Origin of the sequence: Microcoleus sp. Pol12A5 (assembly GCF_036701435.1) — a bacterium.
GTDB lineage: Bacteria > Cyanobacteriota > Cyanobacteriia > Cyanobacteriales > Microcoleaceae > Microcoleus.
Map to the genome: position 1 here is coordinate 1 of NZ_JAUBQU010000051.1, position 21122 is coordinate 21122.

Sequence of the window (21122 nt, forward strand, 5' to 3'; positions counted from 1 at the left end):
AACTCATCTTTAACTCTGGTTGAATAATCGATCACTCCCGATCGCCAAAAAGCGATCAATTATTCAGCAAGCCCTAAATACGGTTATTTCAAGGCCGATCGGAGTTTCAAATGGCAGATTTTTGTGGGCGTGGCGAACAGCATTTGTAAACCCTTCTATCGTAGCAAGTTTGCACTGCTGCAAAACTGCTTCGGGAATGGGTAGATACTCTAAAAACTGCTCGACCCACCATAAAACTTGAACAACACTCTTGAGGTCAGTATTGAGTTGAAGGTGAATTGTTTTAATTGGCTGGTTATAAGTTTGACAAGATTGGTAATTTCGTTGCTTTTTCCACTCCAAAATAAAGGCATTCCACCAGTCAAGTACCCGCTTAAAATAACCAGATTGAGGCGGAGGTTGGGGTGGTATTATACCTGGATGAAAATATTTCACAATTAATAGACAGTTTCGCTCGTCAGAAGTGCGTGTATAGCTTAGCTTATGGGCAATTTTGCTAATAAGTTTTATGCCTATTCCACGGGAGGGAATGTCATTTATACTATTTCTCATGTTGCTATCCTTTCTCATTATTTAATAGGTGATTTTTAGAGACACAACAGAATGGCATTCTGAAGAGCTAATTTTGCCTGATTTATGCCTGACTTTTCCCGTATGCCGTGCAGTTGTTGTCAGGATCATTTTCTCTTTGTTGCTGGGGTCTTGACAAACTCAGTTTGCGATCGCTAAACTGATCTAAAATTGACATTGACAATTAGAAAAGTAAATTATATAATGACGACCCTCAAAGCCTCTGAGGAGGGATTAGTAAAAATTAAGCAAGCTAGAAGAGAAAGGGGCTCGACAATAGAAGACCCCAAATGGTTAGTAGAAGCTAGTCAAAAATTAGAACCCGATCGAACTTGGACAGAGGCCGGCCCCTATGCCGATGGCCTGTCGCTGCCAACTTGGAGGCGCTTTTTAGCAGGAAGAGAACCCATTAAAGCTAATGCTTTCAAGGCTTTTTGCACGGTTTTGCAGTTGAATTGGGAAGAAATTGTCGATCGTCATCCTGTAGCCCCCTCTTACCAAGGGAGGGTTGGGGAGGTTAGAGATTTTTGCCAACAGCCTATTGATTCGGTAGTGGAAGAGATACGGCAAAAATGCCACAGCAAAATCCAACAGCTTTACAGCAAAATGCAACTGTTGGATATTGCACAGCCCGTTGAGGTCAGCAACCTCTACGTTGAAGTCAACATTTTGGAGGAAATTACCAGTTGGCAGCCGGGAGAAATTAGCGATTTACTCAGAGGCTTCAACCCAGATGCGGATAACTTTAACCGCTTAGGTTTAGGTAAAGTACGCCAGAAACGAGTACCAGGATTGGATGCGGTGAAATCTCACTCTAAACTGATGGTACTCGGCAAACCTGGTTCCGGTAAAACTACCTTTTTGAAACACCTCGCCATTCAGTGCGATCGCGCAAAATTTGAAGCAAACAAAATACCGATTTTTATCCCTCTGAAAACCTTTGCTGAAATCCCTAATCTTGACTTATTAGAATATATCAGCGACGAATTTGCCAGTTGCGGAGTTGAGGCGCGATCGCAAACTGAATTCGTACTCAGTCAAGGCAGAGGCTTGATTTTATTGGACGGCTTAGATGAAGTGCCAGAATCAGATAGCGATGCAGTCGTCAGACAGATTCGTCAGTTTGTCCAAAAGTATTACAACAATCAGTTTATTATTACCTGTCGAATTGCCGCTTCTAAGTACAGATTTCACGACGAAGCCTTTACCTGTGTTGAGGTAGCGGATTTTAATTGCGAACAAACCGCTGCCTTTGCTAAAAATTGGTTTGCAGCATTTTCCCAGAATATTGAGGCAGGGAAAGCTTTAGCATCTCAATTTGTAGAGAAGCTTAAACTGCAAAAAAATCAGCAAATTCTAGAACTGGCAGTAACGCCAATTTTGCTTAATCTGACTTGTTTAGTATTCCAAGCCAAAGCAGATTTCCCATCCAACCGAGCCAAGTTGTATGAGGAAGGACTGGAACTTATGCTCAGAAAATGGGATGAAACTAGAGGCATTCAACGGGATGAAGTTTATCGAGATTTGAATTTGTGCCGCAAGAAACATTTACTTGCTTTTGTGGCAGCTATTACTTTTGAGCGGGGCGATTACTTTTTTGAAAAAAATCAAATCCAACAAGTGATTGCCGATTATCTGGCTAACTTACCCGATGCCACAACTGACCGCGTTCAGTTAGAAATGGATAGTGAGGTTGTCCTGAAGGCGATCGAGGCACAACATGGTTTATTAGTGGAGAGGGCAAGAGGAATTTATTCGTTTTCTCATCTAACATTTCAAGAGTATTTCATGGTTAGAGAAATGGTTAACAATTCCGAGCCAGAAACTTTGGAAAAACTGGTCAGCCACCTGAGCGAGAAGCGTTGGCGAGAAGTCTTTTTTCTGGCGGTTGGGATGTTGCGAAAAGCTGATAACTTATTGCTGTTAATGAAACAGCAAGTTGATGCACTCGTCGCGGACGATGAGCAGTTACAGCAGTTTCTAATGTGGATAAGAAATAAATCTATTTCCGTTAATGATCCCTATAAACGATCAGCTATCCGCGCTTTTTATATGGGTAGAGAGGTAGAGCGCGTTAGTAACCGTAGTCCTCACTTGGAGGTTGACATAAGTTTGGTCCATAGCCTTGGTTATGCCATTGACCATACCTTTAGACCACCTCTGAGACTTTTTTTATTTGACTTTACTTCTTCTTCTTTTTCTGACAATACTTCTTCTTATGACGATGAACGCGATTCTGATTTGACTATTGATATTCTTCTTGATCTTGGAATGCTCTATGCACTTGACCTTAATATTTCCTATGTTTATGCTGCTGCGTCAGCTCGCAATCTGATCTCTATCCTCGTCTTTACTATGAATTTGAATCTGGAACCTGAATTGAAGCTATCGCTACAACAACTCAAAAAACAACTATATGATTCAACATATACCTACAAAATGCAGGCGTGGTGGAAAATGGAGCGGGAGTGGTGGAAAGCTAAAGGTCAAGATTGGACTCAGCAATTAAGAAATGTGATGATTAAATATCGCAATATAGGTCACGATTGGGAATTTAGCGAACAGCAGAAGTCATTGCTGAGTAAGTATTACGATGCTAATAAATTGCTGGTAGATTGCCTTAATAGCGGTTGTAATGTATCTCCTGCTGTGCGGCAGGAAATTGAGGAAACATTGCTGTTGCCGATCGCAAATATCAAAAAAACAGGTGACAAGTGCGATCGCCCGCTCTAATTCCACTAGCTACCTACTCCGATATTAAGATGCGATGCCCTACAATAAGTCATTCAAAGCCAGGAAAGTGTCAAAGGATATATCCACTTGAAAAACTGAGAAAAACCGTAAAAGCCCCCTTATCTAGGGAGCTTAGCAACTTCATTGATGCTCAAAACAGAAATCCTATTGTGCCTTTGGCAATGACTTTTGAGGGCTTGCTACACCAACTTTGGGAATATCCACGATCGGTGCATTCACCCCAAGCATCAAATCGTTGGGATTAACAATCTCCACCAGAGGCTCGTTTAAAGCCACCATCAAACCGTCAGATTCAGCAGGAACGGGCGATCGAGCAAACTCGGGAGCAAACAATTGGCGGCCGCCACCGACACCAGACACCACCGCAATCAACAAAGCTGCGATCGCACCTCCACCCAAAATCCAAGTTCGTTTCGGCTTGCGTTCCACCCGCTGCAAAACCTTCGCCGCCAACTCCTGTGCAGATTGTTCGGCAGCAGGCACCGGCATTGCCTGAAAACTCTGCTGCATCATCAGCAGTCGCGAGTACAAACGTTTTGTAGTGGGGTCATTTGTCAGCCAGTCCTCAACTTGCCGACGTTCTGCAGCCGTCACTTCGCCGTCGAGGTAAGCACTCAGCAATTCAAAGCGATCGCGCATCATAGTAGTTACATTCCCCTGGGGATAATTGTTGTTAGCTTGATTTTCAGCGAGTGAATCCCCGATACCTTGCTGATGCTGATTTTTATCCGATTCAAAGTTATAATTCATATTTCAAAGTTGCTTTTATGGGGGAAGGATGCCCCGGCTATTAGAATGATTTACTGCTTATTTATATTTTAAAAGAGAAGTTTTGATATGACAGCAAACATGACCAAATCTTCTCGATCGACCTCTAAAAGCACTATTGCTAATTACCATCGAGATATTTTTGCAATTCCAACTGCAATCTTTGGCGAGCTCTAGCAATTCTCGACTTGACAGTTCCCAGAGAAACTCCGGTCATTTCGGCTATTTCCTCATAGGCTAAACCTTCAATTTCTCTTAAAACAATTGTCGTGCGGAATACTTCAGGCAAATCTGCGATCGCCACCCGCAACTGGTCGTAAAATTCTCTAGTCGTCAAATCTTCATCAGGTCCCGGACTGTCGGCCGGAATTTCCCAATCAACCTCGCCATCTTCCAGAGCACGGGGTACGTCCAGCGACAGCGGAGTTCGCACCCGTTTGCGCTTCCGCAACTCATCGTAAAACAAATTAGTGGCGATGCGGCTCAGCCAGCCCCGAAATTTAACAGGCTCTTGCAAGCGGTTAATATTGCGGTAGACCCGAATCCACACTTCCTGAGCCAAGTCTGCTCGGTCTTGCCAGTCAGGGGCCAAGTGATAGAGTACCCTGTCTACGTGGGACTGATACCGCTTCAACAGTTCTGAAAAGGCAGTGCTTTCAGGTCGATTTCCTTCCTGACAACGCAACACCAAGTCATAATTAGAGAGTTTTTCGGCTGGCAATTGCACTCTTTGAACGGTCGCCACAACCGCAGACCAGGACACGGAAATAAAGTCGCTCATCGGTGGAATTGGCTCATCGAACATTCCACACTTTTTGACGCTAGCAGATCCCGATTGGTTCCCGCACTCGGAAACTGCCATCGGCTTGAGTCATCAGACACTCAATGACTGCTGACTGCTTACTAATGCCCGACAACCTCGCACGCTCCAATACTAACCCAACTGCTAGAACCGTCGGCCCAATGTTCCTTTTTCCAAATCGGTACATTGTGTTTTAGCGTATCTATCGCGTACTGGCAAGCTGCAAAGGCCTCCCCCCGGTGGGGACAGCCAACAGCCACCAGTACGCTGATTTCGCCCACCTGCAAGTGTCCGATGCGGTGGTGAATGGCGACCCGATTGACATCGATCCACTGGCGGCGGATTTCCGTAGCGATTTGCTGGAATACTCGCACGGCCATAGGTTCGTAGGCTTGATATTCTAGGGAAACTACAGCTTGACCGTCAGTTTGGTTGCGGACTGTACCGCTCATCATTACCACGGCTCCGTTCGCAGGGTCATCTGCCAAAGCGTATATTTCCTCTACAGACAACGGCGCTAAGGTAATGGCGAAGCTGTCTGATTCATGGCGTTGAGGAATTGTGCCGATCGAAAGTGCAGCGCTAGAGTTCATTGCCAAAGAAGTGGTGGTGGGGAAGTTAATCGATCTTGACACAAATCAAGTCGCGATCGATCTTGCATCCTTGTCCGGGAAACGGGTGGCTAATGTTGAGACCCATTTCGTAGCACGGGCGAGGACCCGACGCCATCACCCCGAACTTCTGCACGAGTGCGATCGGCTACAATATGACTCACCACAACCCTATTCATACCGTACTTGAAGACGAGCAAAATACTTGTTCGATAAAATTAACTGCCAGTATTGCTCTAGCAACTCAATAAATAAGCACACCCAATAAATAGTGTCATTCGTAACTCAGTACAAGCAATCTCCAACCCCAAACGATTACTTTCTTCCCTTTTGAATGACACAGTTAAGTTTAATTCTGCCCGGACTTCTGATCCGCGTCGGCAAAATTTTTAGCAGCAGATGTAAACTTTATTTATTTTTTTGTTCCGGAAAGCTACTTAGATGACATGATATACCTGTGCAGGGTTGAGGCAAATTGGCGGATACTACGCAAAAGCAAAACCGTAACGCCCTCATGTGCCTTATATGAAACATAAGTTAATAGTTTGGGCTGTTAATGGAGGTTTCGACCTGAGTCTGCACCAATAAATGTTAAAAACAATTACGAGGAAACTATGGAAGCACTAGCATTGAGCCACTCTTTTGTTGCTTATGAATCTCCAGAGTCCGAACTCCAAGTCAAGTCGTTAGACCAACTGGGCTTGAAAATTCCTAATTCTGCATGGATAGGCGTTGCAGGTATGGCAGTAGCTCTATCTGTTCTGGGTGTCCCAGGCGAAGCGCAGGCAAGTTGCGGCTACTCCCGTTGTGGCGGTCATAGCCGTCACAGCTACGCTGAAGTTGCAACCAACGGCGGCCGACTGAATATCCGCCACCGCCCCGATGGCTGTTCTCATGTCATCGGCAAGTTATACAATGGAGACAATGTGGCATTGACCGGTCGTTACAGAAACGGCTGGGCCCAACTCAAAGGTGGCGGCTGGGTGAAAGCCTCGTGGCTTTCCTAACTCTTAACTAGAGCACTTTACATTTCTAGAAAGAGTGTTGCTCGTTACCCGGCAAAACCGGGTAACGATTATTTTAAAGAGGCGATGGAGATTAAAAATAATCAAATATCCAAAATTCAAGACTAACAACTAACAGCCTAAACTTTACCGCCGCCGATTAGATAAAGTAATGCCATCCGCACCGCCACGCCGCTGGTAACTTGCTGAGAAATCAGGCTAAACTGGGCATCGTCCATCAAATCCGAACTAATTTCCACGCCACGGTTAACTGGGCCAGGGTGCAACACCTTCACATCCGGCTTGCAGAGTTTGAGCCGATCGCGCGTAATCCCGTACAAAGAATGATACTCTCGTAAACTCGGCAGCAAATGGTCGCTCATCCGTTCCTTCTGCAGTCGCAAAGTCATCACAAAATCAGCATCGGCCAAAGCAGGTTCAAGCTGCCAATGCAAAAATAACTTACCTTCCCTACCATCGCCACACTCAGCAAACAACAGCGGTAGCAAAGTTGGCGGCCCGGCCAAATGAACCTCTGCCCCAGAAGCCGTTAGACTCCAAATATTAGACCTAGCCACCCGCGAATGCAAGATATCCCCCACCACAGCAATTTTTTTGCCCGCTAAAAGTTCCAGCCGCGGACGTTCGGTATCTAACAGAGAACAAATAGTAAATAAGTCTAGCAAACCTTGCGATGGGTGTTCGTGCTGACCGTCTCCAGCATTGAGAACGCTGACTCTCGAACCCAAGCGATCCATTTCCGAAGCAATTGTGCTGGGAACTCCAGCTTGTTCGTGCCGGATCACCATCAAATCCGTTCCCATCGCCAGATAAGTCTTAGCCGTATCCAGAATAGTCTCCCCCTTCGTCAGAGAAGAACTTCCCGGGGTAAAATTCAGCGTATCCGCTGACAGTCGCTTCGCCGCCAACTCAAAACTATTGCGAGTCCGGGTAGAAGGTTCAAAAAACAAATTCGCGACCACTTGACCCTGCAGGGCCGGCACTTTCTTCGTGCGGCGGCCGAGCACCTCCCGAAAACTGGCTGCAGTTTGCAGCACCGTATCGTATTCGTCCGAGGTAAAATCAGCCAGAGTGAGAATGTGTCGCCTTGTCCAAGTCATACAATTTTAGATTTGAGATTTGAGATTTGAGATTTATTGAATCAAGACGGACGATGGGTTTGGAACTTGCCTGCGGGTCCGCGTGGGACAGCCTAGAATGTTCGATCGACATTTAGGGGTGGCGATCAACAGTATCCAACAATTTTCGATCGCTTTTGCGGTGAGTAGAGTTATAATCATTTTATGTAGCTCAGACCCCACTCTCACAGCGAACCCAGCGTCGAAGGTGAAACAGGTGTGGTTTACCCGCAGGAAAGCGGAAATTACGCTGTAGCAGCGAAAGAGCAGTAGTTGCAGTTTCTCCTACGCAAACTCAGCCTTGTCAAGAACAAGCCGAACGTAGCCCTTGCATCTGCCACTATGTGGAAACAACGATGTGGAAACAATCGAGGCGGCAAACCTCCCACTGTCGATCGACAGCATATAGCGGGACAATTTAAAGATGATTAATTCTTTGAAGTCGGTCTTGACTCTTCAGTCCTGCTTATAGGCCCTTGTCAAAACGAACAGTGTTAAGATACAAGTTGAATATGTAGCTTCCCGACAAAAATCTACACGTATCTTGGCGAGACTGTTCTTAGCGAAACTGCGGTAACAAGTGTGAGCTGGGAAGTTGTAATTACACAAGATTTAAACAATTCAAGAGGTATTATGAGCCAGCAGGTTATACAGCCGATGGTTAAGTTCCAGCGTCAGGTGCATTCTCTTGTCACGTCTGACATTATCAAGCCCACAGACAGCATTTGGAAAATAGCTCTGCTTTACGGCGACGAATGGCCGTACTGGAAACAGCAATTGCTAGAGTTTGATTTTTCTATGCAAGACCCCGTGAGCGAGTTGATAGCTGTAGAAGCTTGGGACGAGGAATAACAGAGGAGACGGAGGACTGGGGTGTCGGAGAGAAATTTCGAGGCGATCGGGTAAATTTTATTTCATAAATTTACCGTTGCTAGCTTCTTCCCTCTTCCCTTTTCCCTTTGCCTTCTTCCTAATGACTTTTGACTTGTGACTTGTGACTTTTGACTTCTATTAAAGGGAAGCTGCTAAAGCTCGAGCTAATTGTTGAGCAGTTTGAAAGCGATCCCCAGGCTTAGCTGCCGTGGTTCGCAAAATGGTCTCCCGCAGCTTGGGGGCGATGGTCGGAATATTTTCGAGCTTAAACCCGTAACCTCCAGCTATTTTGCCGTAAAAGTTTTGAGGGCTTTGGGCCGTCAGCAAAAAAATCAAAGTAGGTCCAATAGCATATAAATCCGACTGAGGGAGAGGCTGTCCCCGGTCTTGTTCTGGTGCGGTGTAGCCTTCAACGCCGATGCGAGTCCCTGGAGGAGTGCCGATTTCTTTAACGGCACCAAAATCCAGCACTGTAATGCAATTGTCGCGGTGGCGCACCAGCAAATTAGCAGGTTTAATATCCCGGTGGACGATCGGGGGTTTTTGAGAGTGAATGTAGTCCAAAACCTCACAGGTTTGGATCATCCACTCTATTGCTTGTTGGGGAGCAACAGGCCCGCGGTTGTAGATGCGTTTTTCTAAATCCTCGCCGTGGAGCATTTCCATCACCAAGTATTTTTTGCCCCCTTCCACAAAAAAGTCAAAAAACTGAGGAATTCCCGGATGGTGGAGGGCCTTGAGAGTTTTAGCTTCACGTTCAAACAGTTCTTGAGCTTTGACTATTTGAGCCATATCAGCATTCATTTCCTTGAGGACTACCAGAGAAGCTGCGGGGGAACTTCCGGGTTGTTGAGCTTTCGCTTTATCTCGATCCCAGGCTAAAGTGGTTGTCCCCATACCGCCTTGCCCCAAAGTTCGCAGCACTTGGTAGTGACGGACTGTGCGATCGACTTTAATCGGTTCGCCGCAGTGGATGCAGAATAAATTCCCCGGCGGGTTTCCCGCGTGGGTACACCTCGGTGCCACGAGATTGACGGTGGGGTTCGCCTCAATCTTGCCACCGACTTCAATAGTAACCACTTGGAAATGCAGAATTGGACCGCCCCGCGCCAACTGGATCAGGGCACCGTCGGATATCCAACCCTGAGACATGAGAATACCGTTCACCAAAGTGCCATTTGTCCCGGAATTGACTAAGTACCACTGGCTGGCTCTCCCGCTATTAACTCTTTGCAATTCCAGATGCTGCCGCGACACTAGAGCATTGGGGATCACAACGTGATTTTCAGGAGAGCGGCCGATGCGAATAATGGATTCGCTCTCGAAACTCCACTGTTGCAGGGGGGTCTGTTTGTCTGGATCTAAAAGAGTCAGCAGCATTTTCGATTGATGTGGTTGAACTCCCTGATGTGGCAGTGAGAGTTGGCGGAAACTTACAGATTAGGGGCGTAGGGCTTTGAAAAATTAGAGATTAAAAATTAATTATGAGCTTTACAGGTGAGTTTCACTAAACATTTATAATATCCTGATTGTGATTAAATATTCCATAAACCATGAATTTATAAATAGTTTTTTGGGAACAATTATTCATAAAATTTGTGAGGTGTCTATCGCCCCTTAAAACACAGTCGATCGATTTAACAATTGCAACACCAAAAACTAAGTAAACAATCCCTAAGCTTTTACGTAAATTTGATGTAGCAGCAGATTGTGATGTCAGCCCCACATATATGTAGGGCTGACACTTCCCACCTATGTCCACCTTGCCCCGATAGCGATCTAGTATAAAACAGATTTTGCATCATCCCGCCTGCTGACTCACTTCATTTTAGTTATTTTTTTTTCATTATACTAACTATTTTTTTAAGTGAAAGCTCTTTCAACTATGATGAATCAACTTACTATCAAGATACTTTTTCCGGTAGATTCCCGGAACAAAATCTCAAAATTAAGGCTACGGATAAATGGTTGGTACTTCACAGCTTTTCTGCAATCGTATGGGTCTGTAATCAGTTTTTGAACACTCAAACCTAAGCTGTTTTAACACCGGATACCTAGAAAACAGAGCGAGCAGTAAAACGTTGCCCGGAAACGGCAGAATCTGTTTTTTTTCTCTGCAACAGTTGCAGGTTTAACCCATGCCGTCACAGGGGGAATGTGCCACCTTTGAAAAAGTTGGCAGCATCCAAATTCTAAAATCGAAATGCGCCTACCTGCGCCCGAATGATAATTGCCGTGATATTGTCATGACCGTTGCGTTTGTTGCCCAATTCAATCAACTGAGCAACTCCCTGGTCGAGATCGGCTTGGGGATTGAACAGGGGTTCGAGAGTGTTCTGCCAGTGAGTTTCCAGCAAATCATTATCTGTCAGGCCGTCGGAAGCCAAAATTAATAAGGTATCTTCGCACAAGTCTAAAAACTGCACGTCGGGCTTGAGAAAATTACTGTCTCGCGGGCCGATGGCTTGAGTTAGTTGATAGGCGTCGGGACGGGCATAAGCAGTTTCCGGGTCAACCCCGCGCTTTATTTCGCGCTGCCCAACTTCGTGGTCGGAGGTGATTTTTTCTAGGGTTTGTCCCTTTCTCAGTCGGTAGAGGCGGCTGTCGCCGACGTGGGCAACGGCGAATTGGGTGTCTTGAACTAAGACTGCGACTAGAGTTGTACCCATGCGGGCGCTGCCGGAGCGTCCGTCCTTTTGATTGATTTCAAAGATGGCTTTGTTGGCTAGCAGGACTCCCTCGCGGATGGTGTCTGCCGGAGGTAGTTGATTTTCCCAACGGGTTTGAAAGAATTCTCTGAGAGTTTCAGCGGCTAGTTGACTGGCTACTTCTCCGCTGTCGTGTCCGCCCATGCCGTCGCAGAGAATGTAAAGCCCTTTGGTTTGAAAAATACGACCGAAGGAACTTTCGAGTTTGTTTAGCTGAGTCCAGATGCTGAAGAAGTCTTCGTTGTGGTCGCGCGTGCGGCCAACATCGGTGAGGCCTGCGTCTTCTAAGCTGTAAATCTGGAGTGGCATGGGCTGGGTTAATACTTCGCCAACGTCGGGGTGCGACTCGTCGGTGCCGCGGAAAGGCCGGCGCGTCGGGGTTGAGCTTGGTGAAGGTGCGGGTTGGAGTTCGAGGGGAACTGTTTCTAGGCGCGATCGCAATTCTTCGATTGTGTTAATCTCGCCTCTGTACATTTGTTGCAGCAGTTCGAGGAAGGCGCCAAACTGAGTGCGATGATGATCGGACTGGCTAAATATCACCTGCCACAGTTGCCCCAAATCTACCAGTTGCAGGTTTGAGCCTGCCGGTTCGGGATAGAGGTATTGCAGCCGCAAAGAAGCCAAGGAAAAGGAAGAGTCGGGGTTGACTCGCAAATTTGTCAGTTCCAACAAGCTTTGCCGACAGCGCCAGGGTTCTAGGGCAGCCCAGAGTTCTGTCATTTCGTGCAGCCAGTATAAAATTTGCTGGGTGGAAGTTTCGGGTTGACTCCACCGTTCTACCAGCAGCGGCCATTGGGAGCAGTCTTCTAGCAGCAGGACTGCCTGTTCGTTGTCTGACCAGCTATCGTGAATGACTGGCAGGTTTTGAGAGAATTGCCACCGAAGTGCCAGATAAGGTTCAGCTATGCCTTGGCAAAGCTCTGCTAAGGCGGAATTGGTTGAATTTTCTCCGCCTGTGATTGCTGCGGTATAGGGGGATGTTCGTCTGGCGACGCTAGCAGAGTTGGCTGCTAGCATGGCTTTGAGGGGTGACATTTCCAGCGGCTGACAGTCCAATACTGTTACTGCTACTGTGTCTGAGCGTTTTCTCGGCGGCACGGTTTCTAGGAGTTGGTAGCGCTGCTGAGTGTCTAAATAAGCTCCGGCTGGCTGGGAAGGGATTAAATATTCTGAATTGGGGATGGGGAATTCTGGAGATGGAGGGGAGGTGTCAGCTATGTTTGGGCTGTGGGGGTTCTCGGTTGCTTCCTGGATTTGTTTAGGCTGTGGTGCGGTTGTAAAATTCTGTTCAGATGGGGTTATTTCGCGCTCTGGTGCGGTAGTAGAGCTTTTTTCTGTTGTTTGAAAGGATGCTGGTGCGATCGCCCCCACGGCTACCACAGCGTCTATTTCTGGGCTGCTGAATTCGGGGACTTCGGTCTGTGGAGAAGTTGGTGCGACTGCTGTTGGGGGTTCGGCTGGGGTGGTAATTTCTGTTTTAATGGCGTCTGTGATTGCTTCAGGAGAGTTTTGGGGCGATGCGATTTCTGGAACTATGTCTGGTTTTTGTGGAAACTCGGCTGGGGGTAGGGTTGACTCGTCTGGCTCGACTGCTGGAAAATTCGATCGACCGCAGATAATGGCCCGCCACACTTGACCTGTTGCGACGCCGCAATTCTGACATTCTTTGGCGCTAAAAGCGACTTGGGCACCGCATTCGTGGCAAGGTTTGTAAATTAGGGAATTTCCGCATTGTTGACAAAACTTGTTTGGATTGGGATTTTCAAATTGGCAGCGGGGACAGAGAAGCATAGGGGTTTTAAATTGGAGATGGGCGATCGAGTTTGGCGGTGAGGAGTTTTGGGTTTTGGGCTGTGAGTTAGGAGTTATGAGTTTTGGGCCTGACTCGCAACGGATAACTCGCATTGCCCTATGCCTTATTTTATCGGGATGAATTCAGAACTAAGATATTTCTTAGAACTGAGATGTTGCCGCCGTGTCAGGAATAGACCTCTTAAGCCAGACCCACAAAAATTTCTCTCGCTTCTGGGGCCCAAAAGCCAGCCCCACCAGTGGTAACAGCGTGTGTAACCCATAAGCAAAGCTATCTCATGAGTGGAAGGGGCATCCTGCCTATGCTTAACAATGGTGCAATATCTCAGTTAGAAGGGAATTGCTGTAGAATCTTCTTGGAAAACGGTTTCTCGCGCGATCGAAACAATGGTGGAGAGGGGTACTTCACAGAAATATTTCCGCCGGAATTGTTCTTCGGAGACTGCTGCTAGGAATTGCGCTGCAAAACGGGCGGCAATCGGGGAATTTGGTACTGAGAATTGAATGGATTGGCTATCTAATAAGGGTTTGGGGATTTGATCGGGCGCGTCTTGCTGCTGTGCGGTTTCGGGTTGTCTGGCGATGTGGAAAGCTCGATCGCGGTAATTGATTTTGAAACCGAGAGATGTTAGGGTTTTAAACCCCAGTTGCAGCGATGTGTCGCTGATGCCGAGTTTTTGGGTTAGTTGCTGTCTGGTGACGGGTCTTTTGGTGCGGCTGAGGTATTTGGCGATGCCGATTAGCTGTTGGCAGATTTGCTGTGGGGGTACGAGTGGGGGTAATGTATAGGCGATCGCGAGTTTTTTCTGAGTGTGCTGTGCTTGCCGAAACCAGATCCGCAATTCGTCCCAGCTTGCGGGGCATTCTTTGAGGACGATCGAGTTTTGGCGATCGACCATTTCGGAATTGTAAGCTAGATTGTCGATCGGCATTTGAGATTGTAAGTTTGTGCTGGCTGCTAACAACTCTTCATCGTTATTTCTATTGCGCCAGTCTACAATCCAATCTATTTGAGTCTGGGAATTTATTTTGTTGTCTTCCGTGCGTTCTTGCACTGATACGAGGCGCACTTCATACCGCGATTTGTAAGTATTAAAATCGAGTTCAACGGTGACATCGCACCGGCCTTGGGGAACTTCATTTTGATTGTGTCCCCACCAAATGCCGGGAAATCCCGTATCGCTAGATTCATCTCTAATTGTAAATTCTGTTTTGATATATTCTACTTTTTGCCCTTTCAAGTCCTTGATTTTTTGATTCCACAGATTGTCAAACCAGCAGTTTTTAATCAGCAATTTGGGGGCGGGGTTGCCCATGCCGCAAGGTTCGAGCAATTTTAATTCTTGAAATAAGTCCTTTCCTAATTCGGAGACAGTAATTTTTAGGTCGGCTTGAACAGGGGCTGCTGTTAAACTATCGGTGCTGTATTGTTGTCGCAGTTGCTGATTTATCGCATCCGTAAATAGGGGGATATTTTCAACAGGGAGACTCAATCCGGCGGCGAAAGGATGACCGCCAAATCTGTGCAATAAATGCGCTTGGTCTTTGACTAATTGGTAAAGGTCGATTTGATTGGCGGAACGCGCCGAACCCCTGGCAATTTTGGATGGTGAAAGTGTGGGTGATTCAGCATCTAAGAAGGAGGTAAATAGGATTTCCGGGGGATTTTCATTAATTTTTTCGCTTCCTTCTGTGCTGAATAAAATCACGGGGCGACCGTATTCTTGGGCGATTTGTCCCGCTACTAATCCTAATACACCTACGGGCCATTGGGGGTCGCTGAGGACGATGACGCTAGTAGTTGAGAGGTCGAGTTTGGCTAATTTGTTGGCGGCATCTTTGGCAACATCTTTTTGTAAAGATTTGCGCCGGGAGTTGGCAATTTCGGTTAAATTTGCTAGTTCTTCGCAGCGTTTTTTGTCGCGGCTGGTGAGGAGTTCTACGCAGAAGCTGGCATCGCCTTGAATGCGGCTGACGGCGTTGATGCGGGGGCCGAGGCCGAAGGAAATGTCGGTTGGGCGATCGCCCGATCTTTTGCACAATTCGAGCAATTTTGCAACTCCCGGGCGGGTGGGATTTGCGATTTGTTTTTGCAGTTGTTGGATGCCGATTTGTGCTAGATAGCGGCTGTCTCCTGTAAGTTGGACTAAATCGGCAATTAAGCCGATCGCTACTAATTCTAATAAATCTGTGAGCGGGCGCTGCGGAATATCCGGTAATGTGTGATATAAGGCTTCAACTAATTTGTAAGCTACTCCAACTCCTGAAAGGTTAAATAGTTGGTGGTTTGGGGGGAAATAGCGGGGATTGATAATGGCTGTAGCTGGCGGGCGATGGTCAGGTAATGTATGATGGTCGGTGATAATTGTATCGATATTTAAGCTGGTGGCGTATTCGATTTCGGCGATGTTTGTACTGCCAGTATCACAGGTAATAATTAAGCTAATTCCAGATTGGGCTAAGGCATCTATTCCCGGGATGTTGAGTCCGTGAGATTCGGTTAAACGGTTGGGAATATAATAAATTAGTTGGTTATTTTGAGCAAAAAATTCTCGCAGTCCGTCCCAAAGTACGGAAGTTGAGGTAATACCGTCGGCGTCGAAGTCTCCCCAAATTGCGACTTTTTCACCGCTGTTTCGTGCTTGCTGGATTCTTTCTATCGCCCAGTTCATTTCTAGTCCGAATTCAAAGGGACTTGCAGGTTGATAAAGTTTGGGATTTAAGAAACCGGGTATTTGTTCGGGATTGTGAATTCCTCTATACCACAGAAGTGCGGCGGCATAGTTTCCGGGGAGTTCTGGTGCGTGGTTTCTGACAGCTTCGATCAGCCAAGCTGGGGGTTGGGGTAAGAGTTGATTTTGCCAGTTTTGAGGTATTTCTGCCATTCGATTTTAGATTTTAGATTGTGACCCCAGATGAATCCAAGGGCTTTTTTGTATGTTAAATAAAACTTAAGCGAGTCACTGTTTCCCAGGCAGAGCCGGGGAACCCATTTCCAGAGGCTCTGCCTCGCTTAAGATGAGGAAATTCGAGGCAGAGCCTCCGTATCTGCGTTACCAGGCAGAGCCTAGTAACGAGTAAAATTGGGGGGGCTTGTTTATATATTAAATAAATATTTCGTCGATTATAGCAAGATTTGGCAGCCAATCTGTGGGAGTTTCTGCGGAAAGATTTGGTGAGGCAGCTTGGGTGTCTAGTGTGCGGTTGCAGCGAGTGGCAAATTGACAGGAATCGCAAAGATTGGAACTAATTTCTACTTGAGGTAAGAATTCGCCGCCTTCGGTATAGCGCTGTCGCCAGTCGGTTAGCTGCTGTAATAGGTGGGTTAAATCTTGTTTTGTGCGATCGTGTTCTGTTTGGCTATAATAAAATGTGAGTTTTTGCGGCGGTTCTTCTCCTTGCAATTGTACGAACCAGTATGTCATGGAAACTTGTTCGGGGGAATAATCGCTGGTTTCTACTAAGACGTATAAATAGAGGCGAGTTTGCCAACTTTCGGCTATCCATTTTGATTTTTGAGGACGGGGATAGGTTTTCCAGTCGAGAATTTGGGCTGCGTTTGGTTCTGCTATTAGCAAGTCATAGATAACGGTGAATAGGTAGTCTTGGAAAATTAGGGTGCGGGGGTGTTCGGCTTGGCGGAAAATGCGATCGCTATTTTCTGAATGGGCGAAAAGTTCGGGTGCGGTGTTGATAAATGCTGCCACACACCGTCCTAGTTCGGGGTCTTGTTGGATGATAAATTCAATGGGAAGTCCGAGTTCTCGCTGCTGCATTAATAGGTGAAAGTGGCTTCCCCATGTGAGTTTTTCTTTGTGCTCTGGGGAGGCGGTGGTGGCGAGTAGTTCGAGATAGCTGTGTTGGAATTTGCGGGGGCATTCTTCGAGGATTTTGAGTTGGGTTTGGGAGAGTCGGAGCATTTTTTTATGATTTTAGATTTTAGATTTTTTATGACTGTAAGGGGTATAGATATTTTTTTAACCGCAGATGTTGGCAGATGGACGGAGATAAAAGCAGATAAATTAGCGAGCTATCGCGTTTTTGGAGGAGAGTGCGATCGCCCTTTGCTTTCCAAAGTGCGATCGCTTTATACATATAAAAGCTGATTAGCGATTTCATCAGCCGTTAGCGTATTTAATAAAATGGCAACCCGTTGAGCAATCTCATAGGCATTCTTTTGAGGAATCACAATAATCCCAGAATGTTGTTTTTCTTCTTTCATATAATCTAGATGCAGTCGCTCAAAGTCTACGCGATTATGGGTGAGAAACATCGCTCAATAGATGCTGCGTAAGCTAATTGTTGGCTATCGGATTTACTCAGGATTCTCTGTTCGCTGGTTGTCGTCACATCGAACCCTCTAGCCAGCAGTAAAGTAGCTACAAGCCTAGAAACATCTTCATCTGTATAAATAGTTGCAAACAGTTTCACGGCTTTCTCATTGCAGCTTTAACAGCAGGATGAATCAATTCTTCAGGAATTCGATTGCGCTCAATATAAGTATTTATTTCTTCCTGGTTATCCAAATAAAAGCTCAGAGCGTCAAAAATTTGAGCTAATTTCAAGTGAGGTAAGTGCATGGGGATTTCTTCAGGAGTAATACCCAAACGCCACAATTCCACGATCGCCCGAACGGAAGTCCTTGTTCCTGCGATAATTGGTTCCCTTTGCAAAATTTCAGGGTGACGTGCGACATAACGCGAAACAGATTGTACATTCATTGCAGATTAACACGGGAGATATATTTTTATTATATGTTATGATTGAGGCTATAAGTGTGTAAAAAATTAAGAGCGATGGCACTTTTCGCCAACCTCTCTACAACTTCCCAATTTGTTGAGCAAACCACATCGCCGGCTTCCTATTTCCCTCATTTAAAAGTTGCCAAGTCTCCGATAGTAAAGCACTTGGCAATCCCTCAAGGGCATCGGAAATTTCGCATTGCTGATATAGCAATTTTGTATGAATTGTGAACAACTTGCAGGGGGGTAATGCTTCCATGTCTACCCTACTCTTAGAGGGGCAACCACGGGGGTTAGACCCTCCTTTTAGTTTGGCTGTAATTCAAAGACTACGACAAGCGTTGCTTGAGGCATCAGTTGACGCAGACACAGCAAGTGCCCGTCAGCATCCGATCGACTGCGAAATCGCCCCACAATCGCCCGCTGCATACTGGGCATGAGTTTGGCGAGCGCCCAAGGGTACAGCCGTTTTTGGTACGCGATTGCCCCAGGATTCGCTGCGAATCCCTGTTGATAACCGTTTTGTGGCATAATCGTGTTGTATTCGTAAGGAGTACACAAAAGGCGTTAGTAAGTTTCTTGGCGGGAATGTACTAACGCCTTTTCCATTAAAATTCAAGCACATATCACAATAATTGTCAATTGTCAATTCTTAACGCTAAGTTTTAACGGTTATCCTATCTGAAGCTTTTATCGGCTATGGATTTGAGGGTTTTAGTAAGTGTTGAATTGTTTGCAAAAGTGATATATTGTTGATTTTTTACCGCAGATGCACGCGGATAAACGCGGATGAAAGAAAGATAAATTGAGAATGAGTTAAGTGGCGATCGCACTTTATCACACATCACAAAATCACTCTTTTGTCAATACAAATACGCTGTCTTTATTCCCCCGTCCAATCCGCAAATCTTTATCCAAATAAGTGATATCCAGCCATCCCTGCTGTTCGCGAGTATCCAGCCCGAAATCTACAGCAGCGAACTTTTTACCCGACTCAATCTCATCGATAAACTTCCCCGGAGATTCATAGCAAATCAACCTGCTTAAACCTACTATAGACCGCTCAAACTTCACTTGCACTCGCCGTTCGGAAGTTGGCTCAAATCTCGCAGCTACACTGACAATTCCTTCCAAATAAGGCAAGCCGTAAAGTTCGCCAATGTTATAAATTTTAGATTCTTTGACGCGGATAGATTGATAAATTTGACCCAATTTCACCAAGGGAAAACTGTCAAGATTCAGCAGGTCGCGGCTGGTAGTGTACAATAACCGCCAGTCACCATTTAAAAGCTCTGCGGCTTCGATAGGGCGCGGTGTGGGGTTGTAATCTTCCAATTGGGCGATCGCGCTTAAAATCGCTTGTTTGTCGGTGGGAGTAGCCAGCAAACCTCGATTCTTACCAGCTATTATCTCTAAGAGTGCAGATTTTCTAAGCATAGTTTTTTTATAATGAAAACATGACACGGATTTGGAGAGGGATACAGTGATTAATTATCGCACTTGAGGCAAAAGTCAGACCGATATTCTCTTTAGTCTCAAGCGAGAGGGACGAAAGTTTGTGGAGACGCGATTTCAATCGCCGAGGACTAAGAACTAATCACTAAGATATCAAATTTCACCAAATAAAGCAGAGTCCGATACAGGTAGGCTAATTCTTGCTCGTTTTTAACGTAGCGCCGGATAACTTCCCCCACGCCGATCGCACCTTCTTGCTTAATTGTATCCAAGATCTCCATCTGAATGCTAACAGATCTTCTCCTATCCTCACCAAAACTGGTAAACCTAATTGTCTGTACCTGCTTTAAAAGTTCTGGTGTGGCGATCGCACCCAGACTCAGCATCATCTCATTGCTTAAACTTCTAGTCGCATAATTACCCAATACCCGAAACGGATCGTCGCCTAGGGGATAAGGCGGCTTCCCAGGTTTTAAAGGTGCTGACTCCGGTGCCGCCAGGCGAATTTCTGCTAATTCCCGCCACAATTGTTCGTAAGCAGCAATTACTACTTTCCAATCATAAATTTCCCTCGCCCTTTGTCGGGCATTTTCCCCCATCCGCTTTCTCAATTCGGGGTTTTCAATTAATTGGCACAATGCCAGGGTGCAAGCATCAATGTCAACTGCTGTGGCGAGGGAAGTGTGACCCATGTAAGTCGGCCAATTTAAGCTGCCGTCAAGATAATTTAGGGCTAAATCTAAACAAGATTCTGGGGGCGGGATGAGTGTGGGAATGCGGAAGCCGTCTATTTCGTGGCGTACAGATTCTTTGTATCCGTTCCAATCGGAGACTATGGCAGGCAGTCCGTTCGCCATGGCTTCTATTGGTGTCAGTCCGAAGGATTCTTGAATGTTGTCGGAAAGCGAAATGAAAATGTCGGCTGCAGACCAAATATTTATTCTAATTTCGGGCTGTCTGCCATCTAAAAAAATAGCATTCACCGACGGACAAAATATTTGTGCGCTATTTTTAAAGTCGGGTTCTTCTCTCGGATCTTCGATCCAACCGGCTTGAATTAAGTGGATTTTGGCTTTTATGTGTTGTGATGCCCGTTCTAGGGCGATGTACATGGGTACCGGATGAGCTTTTGCAGAAAAAGTCAATCGACCGACAAATAACACAACAATATCTTCGGGAGAAATGCCGAGTTCTTGCCGCAGTTGGCGGCGACTATTAACGGCTTCCAAACCCTGCGGAAACGCGCTGCAATCCACTCCTAGGGGAATAACGGGGAATTTGACCAAAATTTCGGGTTTACCGCCGTTGCGCTGGGCTAAATATTCAGACCACTCGGTCATAACTCCTTCTACTGCTGTTTTCACGGCGGCAGAGGTGCAGATCAGGGCGTCCCAAGGCTGCATGGGTGCGGTGATCAAATCGCCGATCGCCCCCATGATGTATTTTGTACCGATCGTGTGAGTAACGCCGCAAACGCTGTAGGCCCGCTGATCGACAAATCTGCGGGTCCAAACAATCTGCGACAGAACCGGATCGGGTCGGTAAATTGTCCCCGGTTGAGATAGCAGATCCGGTCGTTCCATCGGAATCCAGCGGACTTTCCGAGGTTTTTGCAGCCAAGGTTGGATATGCGAACAAAACTCCTTAAAGGTTGTTTCGCTATCGGCGCAACAATAGAGAGAGTCAGCGGTTCCGTGTTGGACTAAGCTTTTGAGAAACCCTTCTCCGGCTGAATGACGCCCCAGAAGTTTTTTGCCTCCGGTGTGGTAACCCTCTTTGCTGTATAAAACTGCTGCCGTTATATCCATTCTGAGATTTATTGCTTGAGAGTTGACTGAAGAAGCCAGAGGGCATGCGGGCTCAGGCTTTGATGAAAAACCAGGA

The 21122-nt window shown here is 46.3% G+C and carries 19 protein-coding genes; 4 read left to right on the forward strand and 15 right to left on the reverse strand.

Translation table 11 applies throughout. The annotated features are described in order from the left end of the window. Positions 1–63: 63 nt before the first annotated feature. On the reverse strand, positions 64–435 hold the full coding sequence (locus tag QUA45_RS15240; RefSeq protein ID WP_333221399.1) for an ATP-binding protein: 372 nt from the start codon (positions 433–435) through the stop codon (positions 64–66). A gap of 339 nt (positions 436–774) precedes the next feature. Between QUA45_RS15240 and QUA45_RS15245 the strand changes: the two genes are divergently transcribed. Beyond that, on the forward strand, positions 775–3303 hold the full coding sequence (locus QUA45_RS15245) for an NACHT domain-containing NTPase (RefSeq protein WP_333221401.1): 2529 nt from the start codon (positions 775–777) through the stop codon (positions 3301–3303). 165 nt (positions 3304–3468) lie between these two features. Here the strand turns inward: QUA45_RS15245 and QUA45_RS15250 are convergent, their stop codons facing one another. From QUA45_RS15250 to QUA45_RS15260, 3 genes are all read right to left on the reverse strand, one after another. Beyond that, the gene (locus QUA45_RS15250; protein ID WP_333096795.1) at positions 3469–4074 is read right to left on the reverse strand and encodes a zf-HC2 domain-containing protein; all 606 of its coding nucleotides are present in this window, start codon (positions 4072–4074) and stop codon (positions 3469–3471) included. 139 nt (positions 4075–4213) lie between these two features. Then, positions 4214–4873 (reverse strand): sigma-70 family RNA polymerase sigma factor, encoded by a 660-nt coding sequence (locus QUA45_RS15255; protein ID WP_006631278.1) that lies wholly within the window; start codon positions 4871–4873, stop codon positions 4214–4216. A 122-nt stretch (positions 4874–4995) separates the two neighbouring features. Continuing rightward, positions 4996–5487 carry a molybdenum cofactor biosynthesis protein MoaE gene (locus QUA45_RS15260; RefSeq protein WP_333221419.1) on the reverse strand — a complete coding sequence of 164 codons (492 nt, stop codon included), beginning with the start codon at positions 5485–5487 and terminating at the stop codon, positions 4996–4998. A gap of 632 nt (positions 5488–6119) precedes the next feature. Between QUA45_RS15260 and QUA45_RS15265 the strand changes: the two genes are divergently transcribed. After that, complete coding sequence (locus QUA45_RS15265) at positions 6120–6512, forward strand: SH3 domain-containing protein (RefSeq protein WP_333096793.1); 393 nt, start codon at positions 6120–6122, stop codon at positions 6510–6512. Between the two features lie 137 nt (positions 6513–6649). Here the strand turns inward: QUA45_RS15265 and QUA45_RS15270 are convergent, their stop codons facing one another. Beyond that, positions 6650–7630 carry an aspartate carbamoyltransferase catalytic subunit gene (locus tag QUA45_RS15270; RefSeq protein WP_015175810.1) on the reverse strand — a complete coding sequence of 327 codons (981 nt, stop codon included), beginning with the start codon at positions 7628–7630 and terminating at the stop codon, positions 6650–6652. A gap of 651 nt (positions 7631–8281) precedes the next feature. Between QUA45_RS15270 and QUA45_RS15275 the strand changes: the two genes are divergently transcribed. After that, positions 8282–8500 (forward strand): DUF4327 family protein, encoded by a 219-nt coding sequence (locus QUA45_RS15275; protein ID WP_006631282.1) that lies wholly within the window; start codon positions 8282–8284, stop codon positions 8498–8500. Between the two features lie 159 nt (positions 8501–8659). On the opposite strand, the gene QUA45_RS15280 is transcribed toward QUA45_RS15275, so the two are convergent. The 4 genes from QUA45_RS15280 to QUA45_RS15295 all read right to left on the reverse strand — a co-directional run bounded on the left by QUA45_RS15280 (position 8660) and on the right by QUA45_RS15295 (position 16961). Continuing rightward, positions 8660–9901: a protein kinase domain-containing protein gene (locus tag QUA45_RS15280; protein ID WP_333096792.1), complete on the reverse strand. Its 1242-nt coding sequence runs from the start codon at positions 9899–9901 to the stop codon at positions 8660–8662. Between the two features lie 812 nt (positions 9902–10713). Continuing rightward, the gene (locus QUA45_RS15285; protein WP_333096790.1) at positions 10714–13020 is read right to left on the reverse strand and encodes a serine/threonine phosphatase; all 2307 of its coding nucleotides are present in this window, start codon (positions 13018–13020) and stop codon (positions 10714–10716) included. Between the two features lie 350 nt (positions 13021–13370). Continuing rightward, positions 13371–15926 (reverse strand): DHH family phosphoesterase, encoded by a 2556-nt coding sequence (locus QUA45_RS15290; protein WP_333221404.1) that lies wholly within the window; start codon positions 15924–15926, stop codon positions 13371–13373. A 219-nt stretch (positions 15927–16145) separates the two neighbouring features. Then, on the reverse strand, positions 16146–16961 hold the full coding sequence (locus QUA45_RS15295) for a PD-(D/E)XK nuclease family protein (protein WP_333221405.1): 816 nt from the start codon (positions 16959–16961) through the stop codon (positions 16146–16148). A 6-nt stretch (positions 16962–16967) separates the two neighbouring features. Between QUA45_RS15295 and QUA45_RS15300 the strand changes: the two genes are divergently transcribed. Beyond that, the gene (locus QUA45_RS15300; RefSeq protein ID WP_333096784.1) at positions 16968–17147 is read left to right on the forward strand and encodes a hypothetical protein; all 180 of its coding nucleotides are present in this window, start codon (positions 16968–16970) and stop codon (positions 17145–17147) included. Here the strand turns inward: QUA45_RS15300 and QUA45_RS15305 are convergent. From QUA45_RS15305 to QUA45_RS15330, 6 genes are all read right to left on the reverse strand, one after another. After that, positions 17129–17263 (reverse strand): hypothetical protein, encoded by a 135-nt coding sequence (locus tag QUA45_RS15305; RefSeq protein WP_333096782.1) that lies wholly within the window; start codon positions 17261–17263, stop codon positions 17129–17131. The genes QUA45_RS15300 and QUA45_RS15305 overlap by 19 nt on opposite strands. A 26-nt stretch (positions 17264–17289) precedes the next feature. Next, positions 17290–17472, reverse strand: a complete 183-nt coding sequence (locus QUA45_RS15310) for a hypothetical protein (RefSeq protein WP_333096781.1) — start codon at positions 17470–17472, stop codon at positions 17290–17292. Further along, positions 17469–17762 carry a DUF433 domain-containing protein gene (locus QUA45_RS15315; protein ID WP_333096779.1) on the reverse strand — a complete coding sequence of 98 codons (294 nt, stop codon included), beginning with the start codon at positions 17760–17762 and terminating at the stop codon, positions 17469–17471. Before QUA45_RS15315 ends, QUA45_RS15310 begins: the two co-directional genes overlap by 4 nt. Before the next feature lie 327 nt (positions 17763–18089). Then, positions 18090–18314 carry a hypothetical protein gene (locus QUA45_RS15320; protein WP_333096775.1) on the reverse strand — a complete coding sequence of 75 codons (225 nt, stop codon included), beginning with the start codon at positions 18312–18314 and terminating at the stop codon, positions 18090–18092. A gap of 321 nt (positions 18315–18635) precedes the next feature. Next, on the reverse strand, positions 18636–19220 hold the full coding sequence (locus tag QUA45_RS15325) for a PAP/fibrillin family protein (RefSeq protein ID WP_333096774.1): 585 nt from the start codon (positions 19218–19220) through the stop codon (positions 18636–18638). A 149-nt stretch (positions 19221–19369) separates the two neighbouring features. Continuing rightward, complete coding sequence (locus QUA45_RS15330; protein WP_333221407.1) at positions 19370–21046, reverse strand: glycosyltransferase family 4 protein; 1677 nt, start codon at positions 21044–21046, stop codon at positions 19370–19372. Positions 21047–21122: the final 76 nt, after the last annotated feature.

Excerpts from the sequence above, each read along its gene's own strand:
- QUA45_RS15245 (WP_333221401.1), top strand. The coding sequence starts at position 775 with ATGACGACCCTCAAAGCCTCTGAGGAGGGATTAGTAAAAATTAAGCAA.
- QUA45_RS15250 (WP_333096795.1), bottom strand. The coding sequence starts at position 4,074 with ATGAATTATAACTTTGAATCGGATAAAAATCAGCATCAGCAAGGTATC.
- QUA45_RS15255 (WP_006631278.1), bottom strand. The coding sequence starts at position 4,873 with ATGAGCGACTTTATTTCCGTGTCCTGGTCTGCGGTTGTGGCGACCGTT.
- QUA45_RS15260 (WP_333221419.1), bottom strand. The coding sequence starts at position 5,487 with ATGAACTCTAGCGCTGCACTTTCGATCGGCACAATTCCTCAACGCCAT.
- QUA45_RS15265 (WP_333096793.1), top strand. The coding sequence starts at position 6,120 with ATGGAAGCACTAGCATTGAGCCACTCTTTTGTTGCTTATGAATCTCCA.
- QUA45_RS15270 (WP_015175810.1), bottom strand. The coding sequence starts at position 7,630 with ATGACTTGGACAAGGCGACACATTCTCACTCTGGCTGATTTTACCTCG.
- QUA45_RS15275 (WP_006631282.1), top strand. The coding sequence starts at position 8,282 with ATGAGCCAGCAGGTTATACAGCCGATGGTTAAGTTCCAGCGTCAGGTG.
- QUA45_RS15280 (WP_333096792.1), bottom strand. The coding sequence starts at position 9,901 with ATGCTGCTGACTCTTTTAGATCCAGACAAACAGACCCCCCTGCAACAG.
- QUA45_RS15285 (WP_333096790.1), bottom strand. The coding sequence starts at position 13,020 with ATGCTTCTCTGTCCCCGCTGCCAATTTGAAAATCCCAATCCAAACAAG.
- QUA45_RS15290 (WP_333221404.1), bottom strand. The coding sequence starts at position 15,926 with ATGGCAGAAATACCTCAAAACTGGCAAAATCAACTCTTACCCCAACCC.
- QUA45_RS15295 (WP_333221405.1), bottom strand. The coding sequence starts at position 16,961 with ATGCTCCGACTCTCCCAAACCCAACTCAAAATCCTCGAAGAATGCCCC.
- QUA45_RS15300 (WP_333096784.1), top strand. The coding sequence starts at position 16,968 with ATGATTTTAGATTTTAGATTTTTTATGACTGTAAGGGGTATAGATATT.
- QUA45_RS15305 (WP_333096782.1), bottom strand. The coding sequence starts at position 17,263 with ATGAAAGAAGAAAAACAACATTCTGGGATTATTGTGATTCCTCAAAAG.
- QUA45_RS15315 (WP_333096779.1), bottom strand. The coding sequence starts at position 17,762 with ATGAATGTACAATCTGTTTCGCGTTATGTCGCACGTCACCCTGAAATT.
- QUA45_RS15320 (WP_333096775.1), bottom strand. The coding sequence starts at position 18,314 with ATGCCACAAAACGGTTATCAACAGGGATTCGCAGCGAATCCTGGGGCA.
- QUA45_RS15325 (WP_333096774.1), bottom strand. The coding sequence starts at position 19,220 with ATGCTTAGAAAATCTGCACTCTTAGAGATAATAGCTGGTAAGAATCGA.
- QUA45_RS15330 (WP_333221407.1), bottom strand. The coding sequence starts at position 21,046 with ATGGATATAACGGCAGCAGTTTTATACAGCAAAGAGGGTTACCACACC.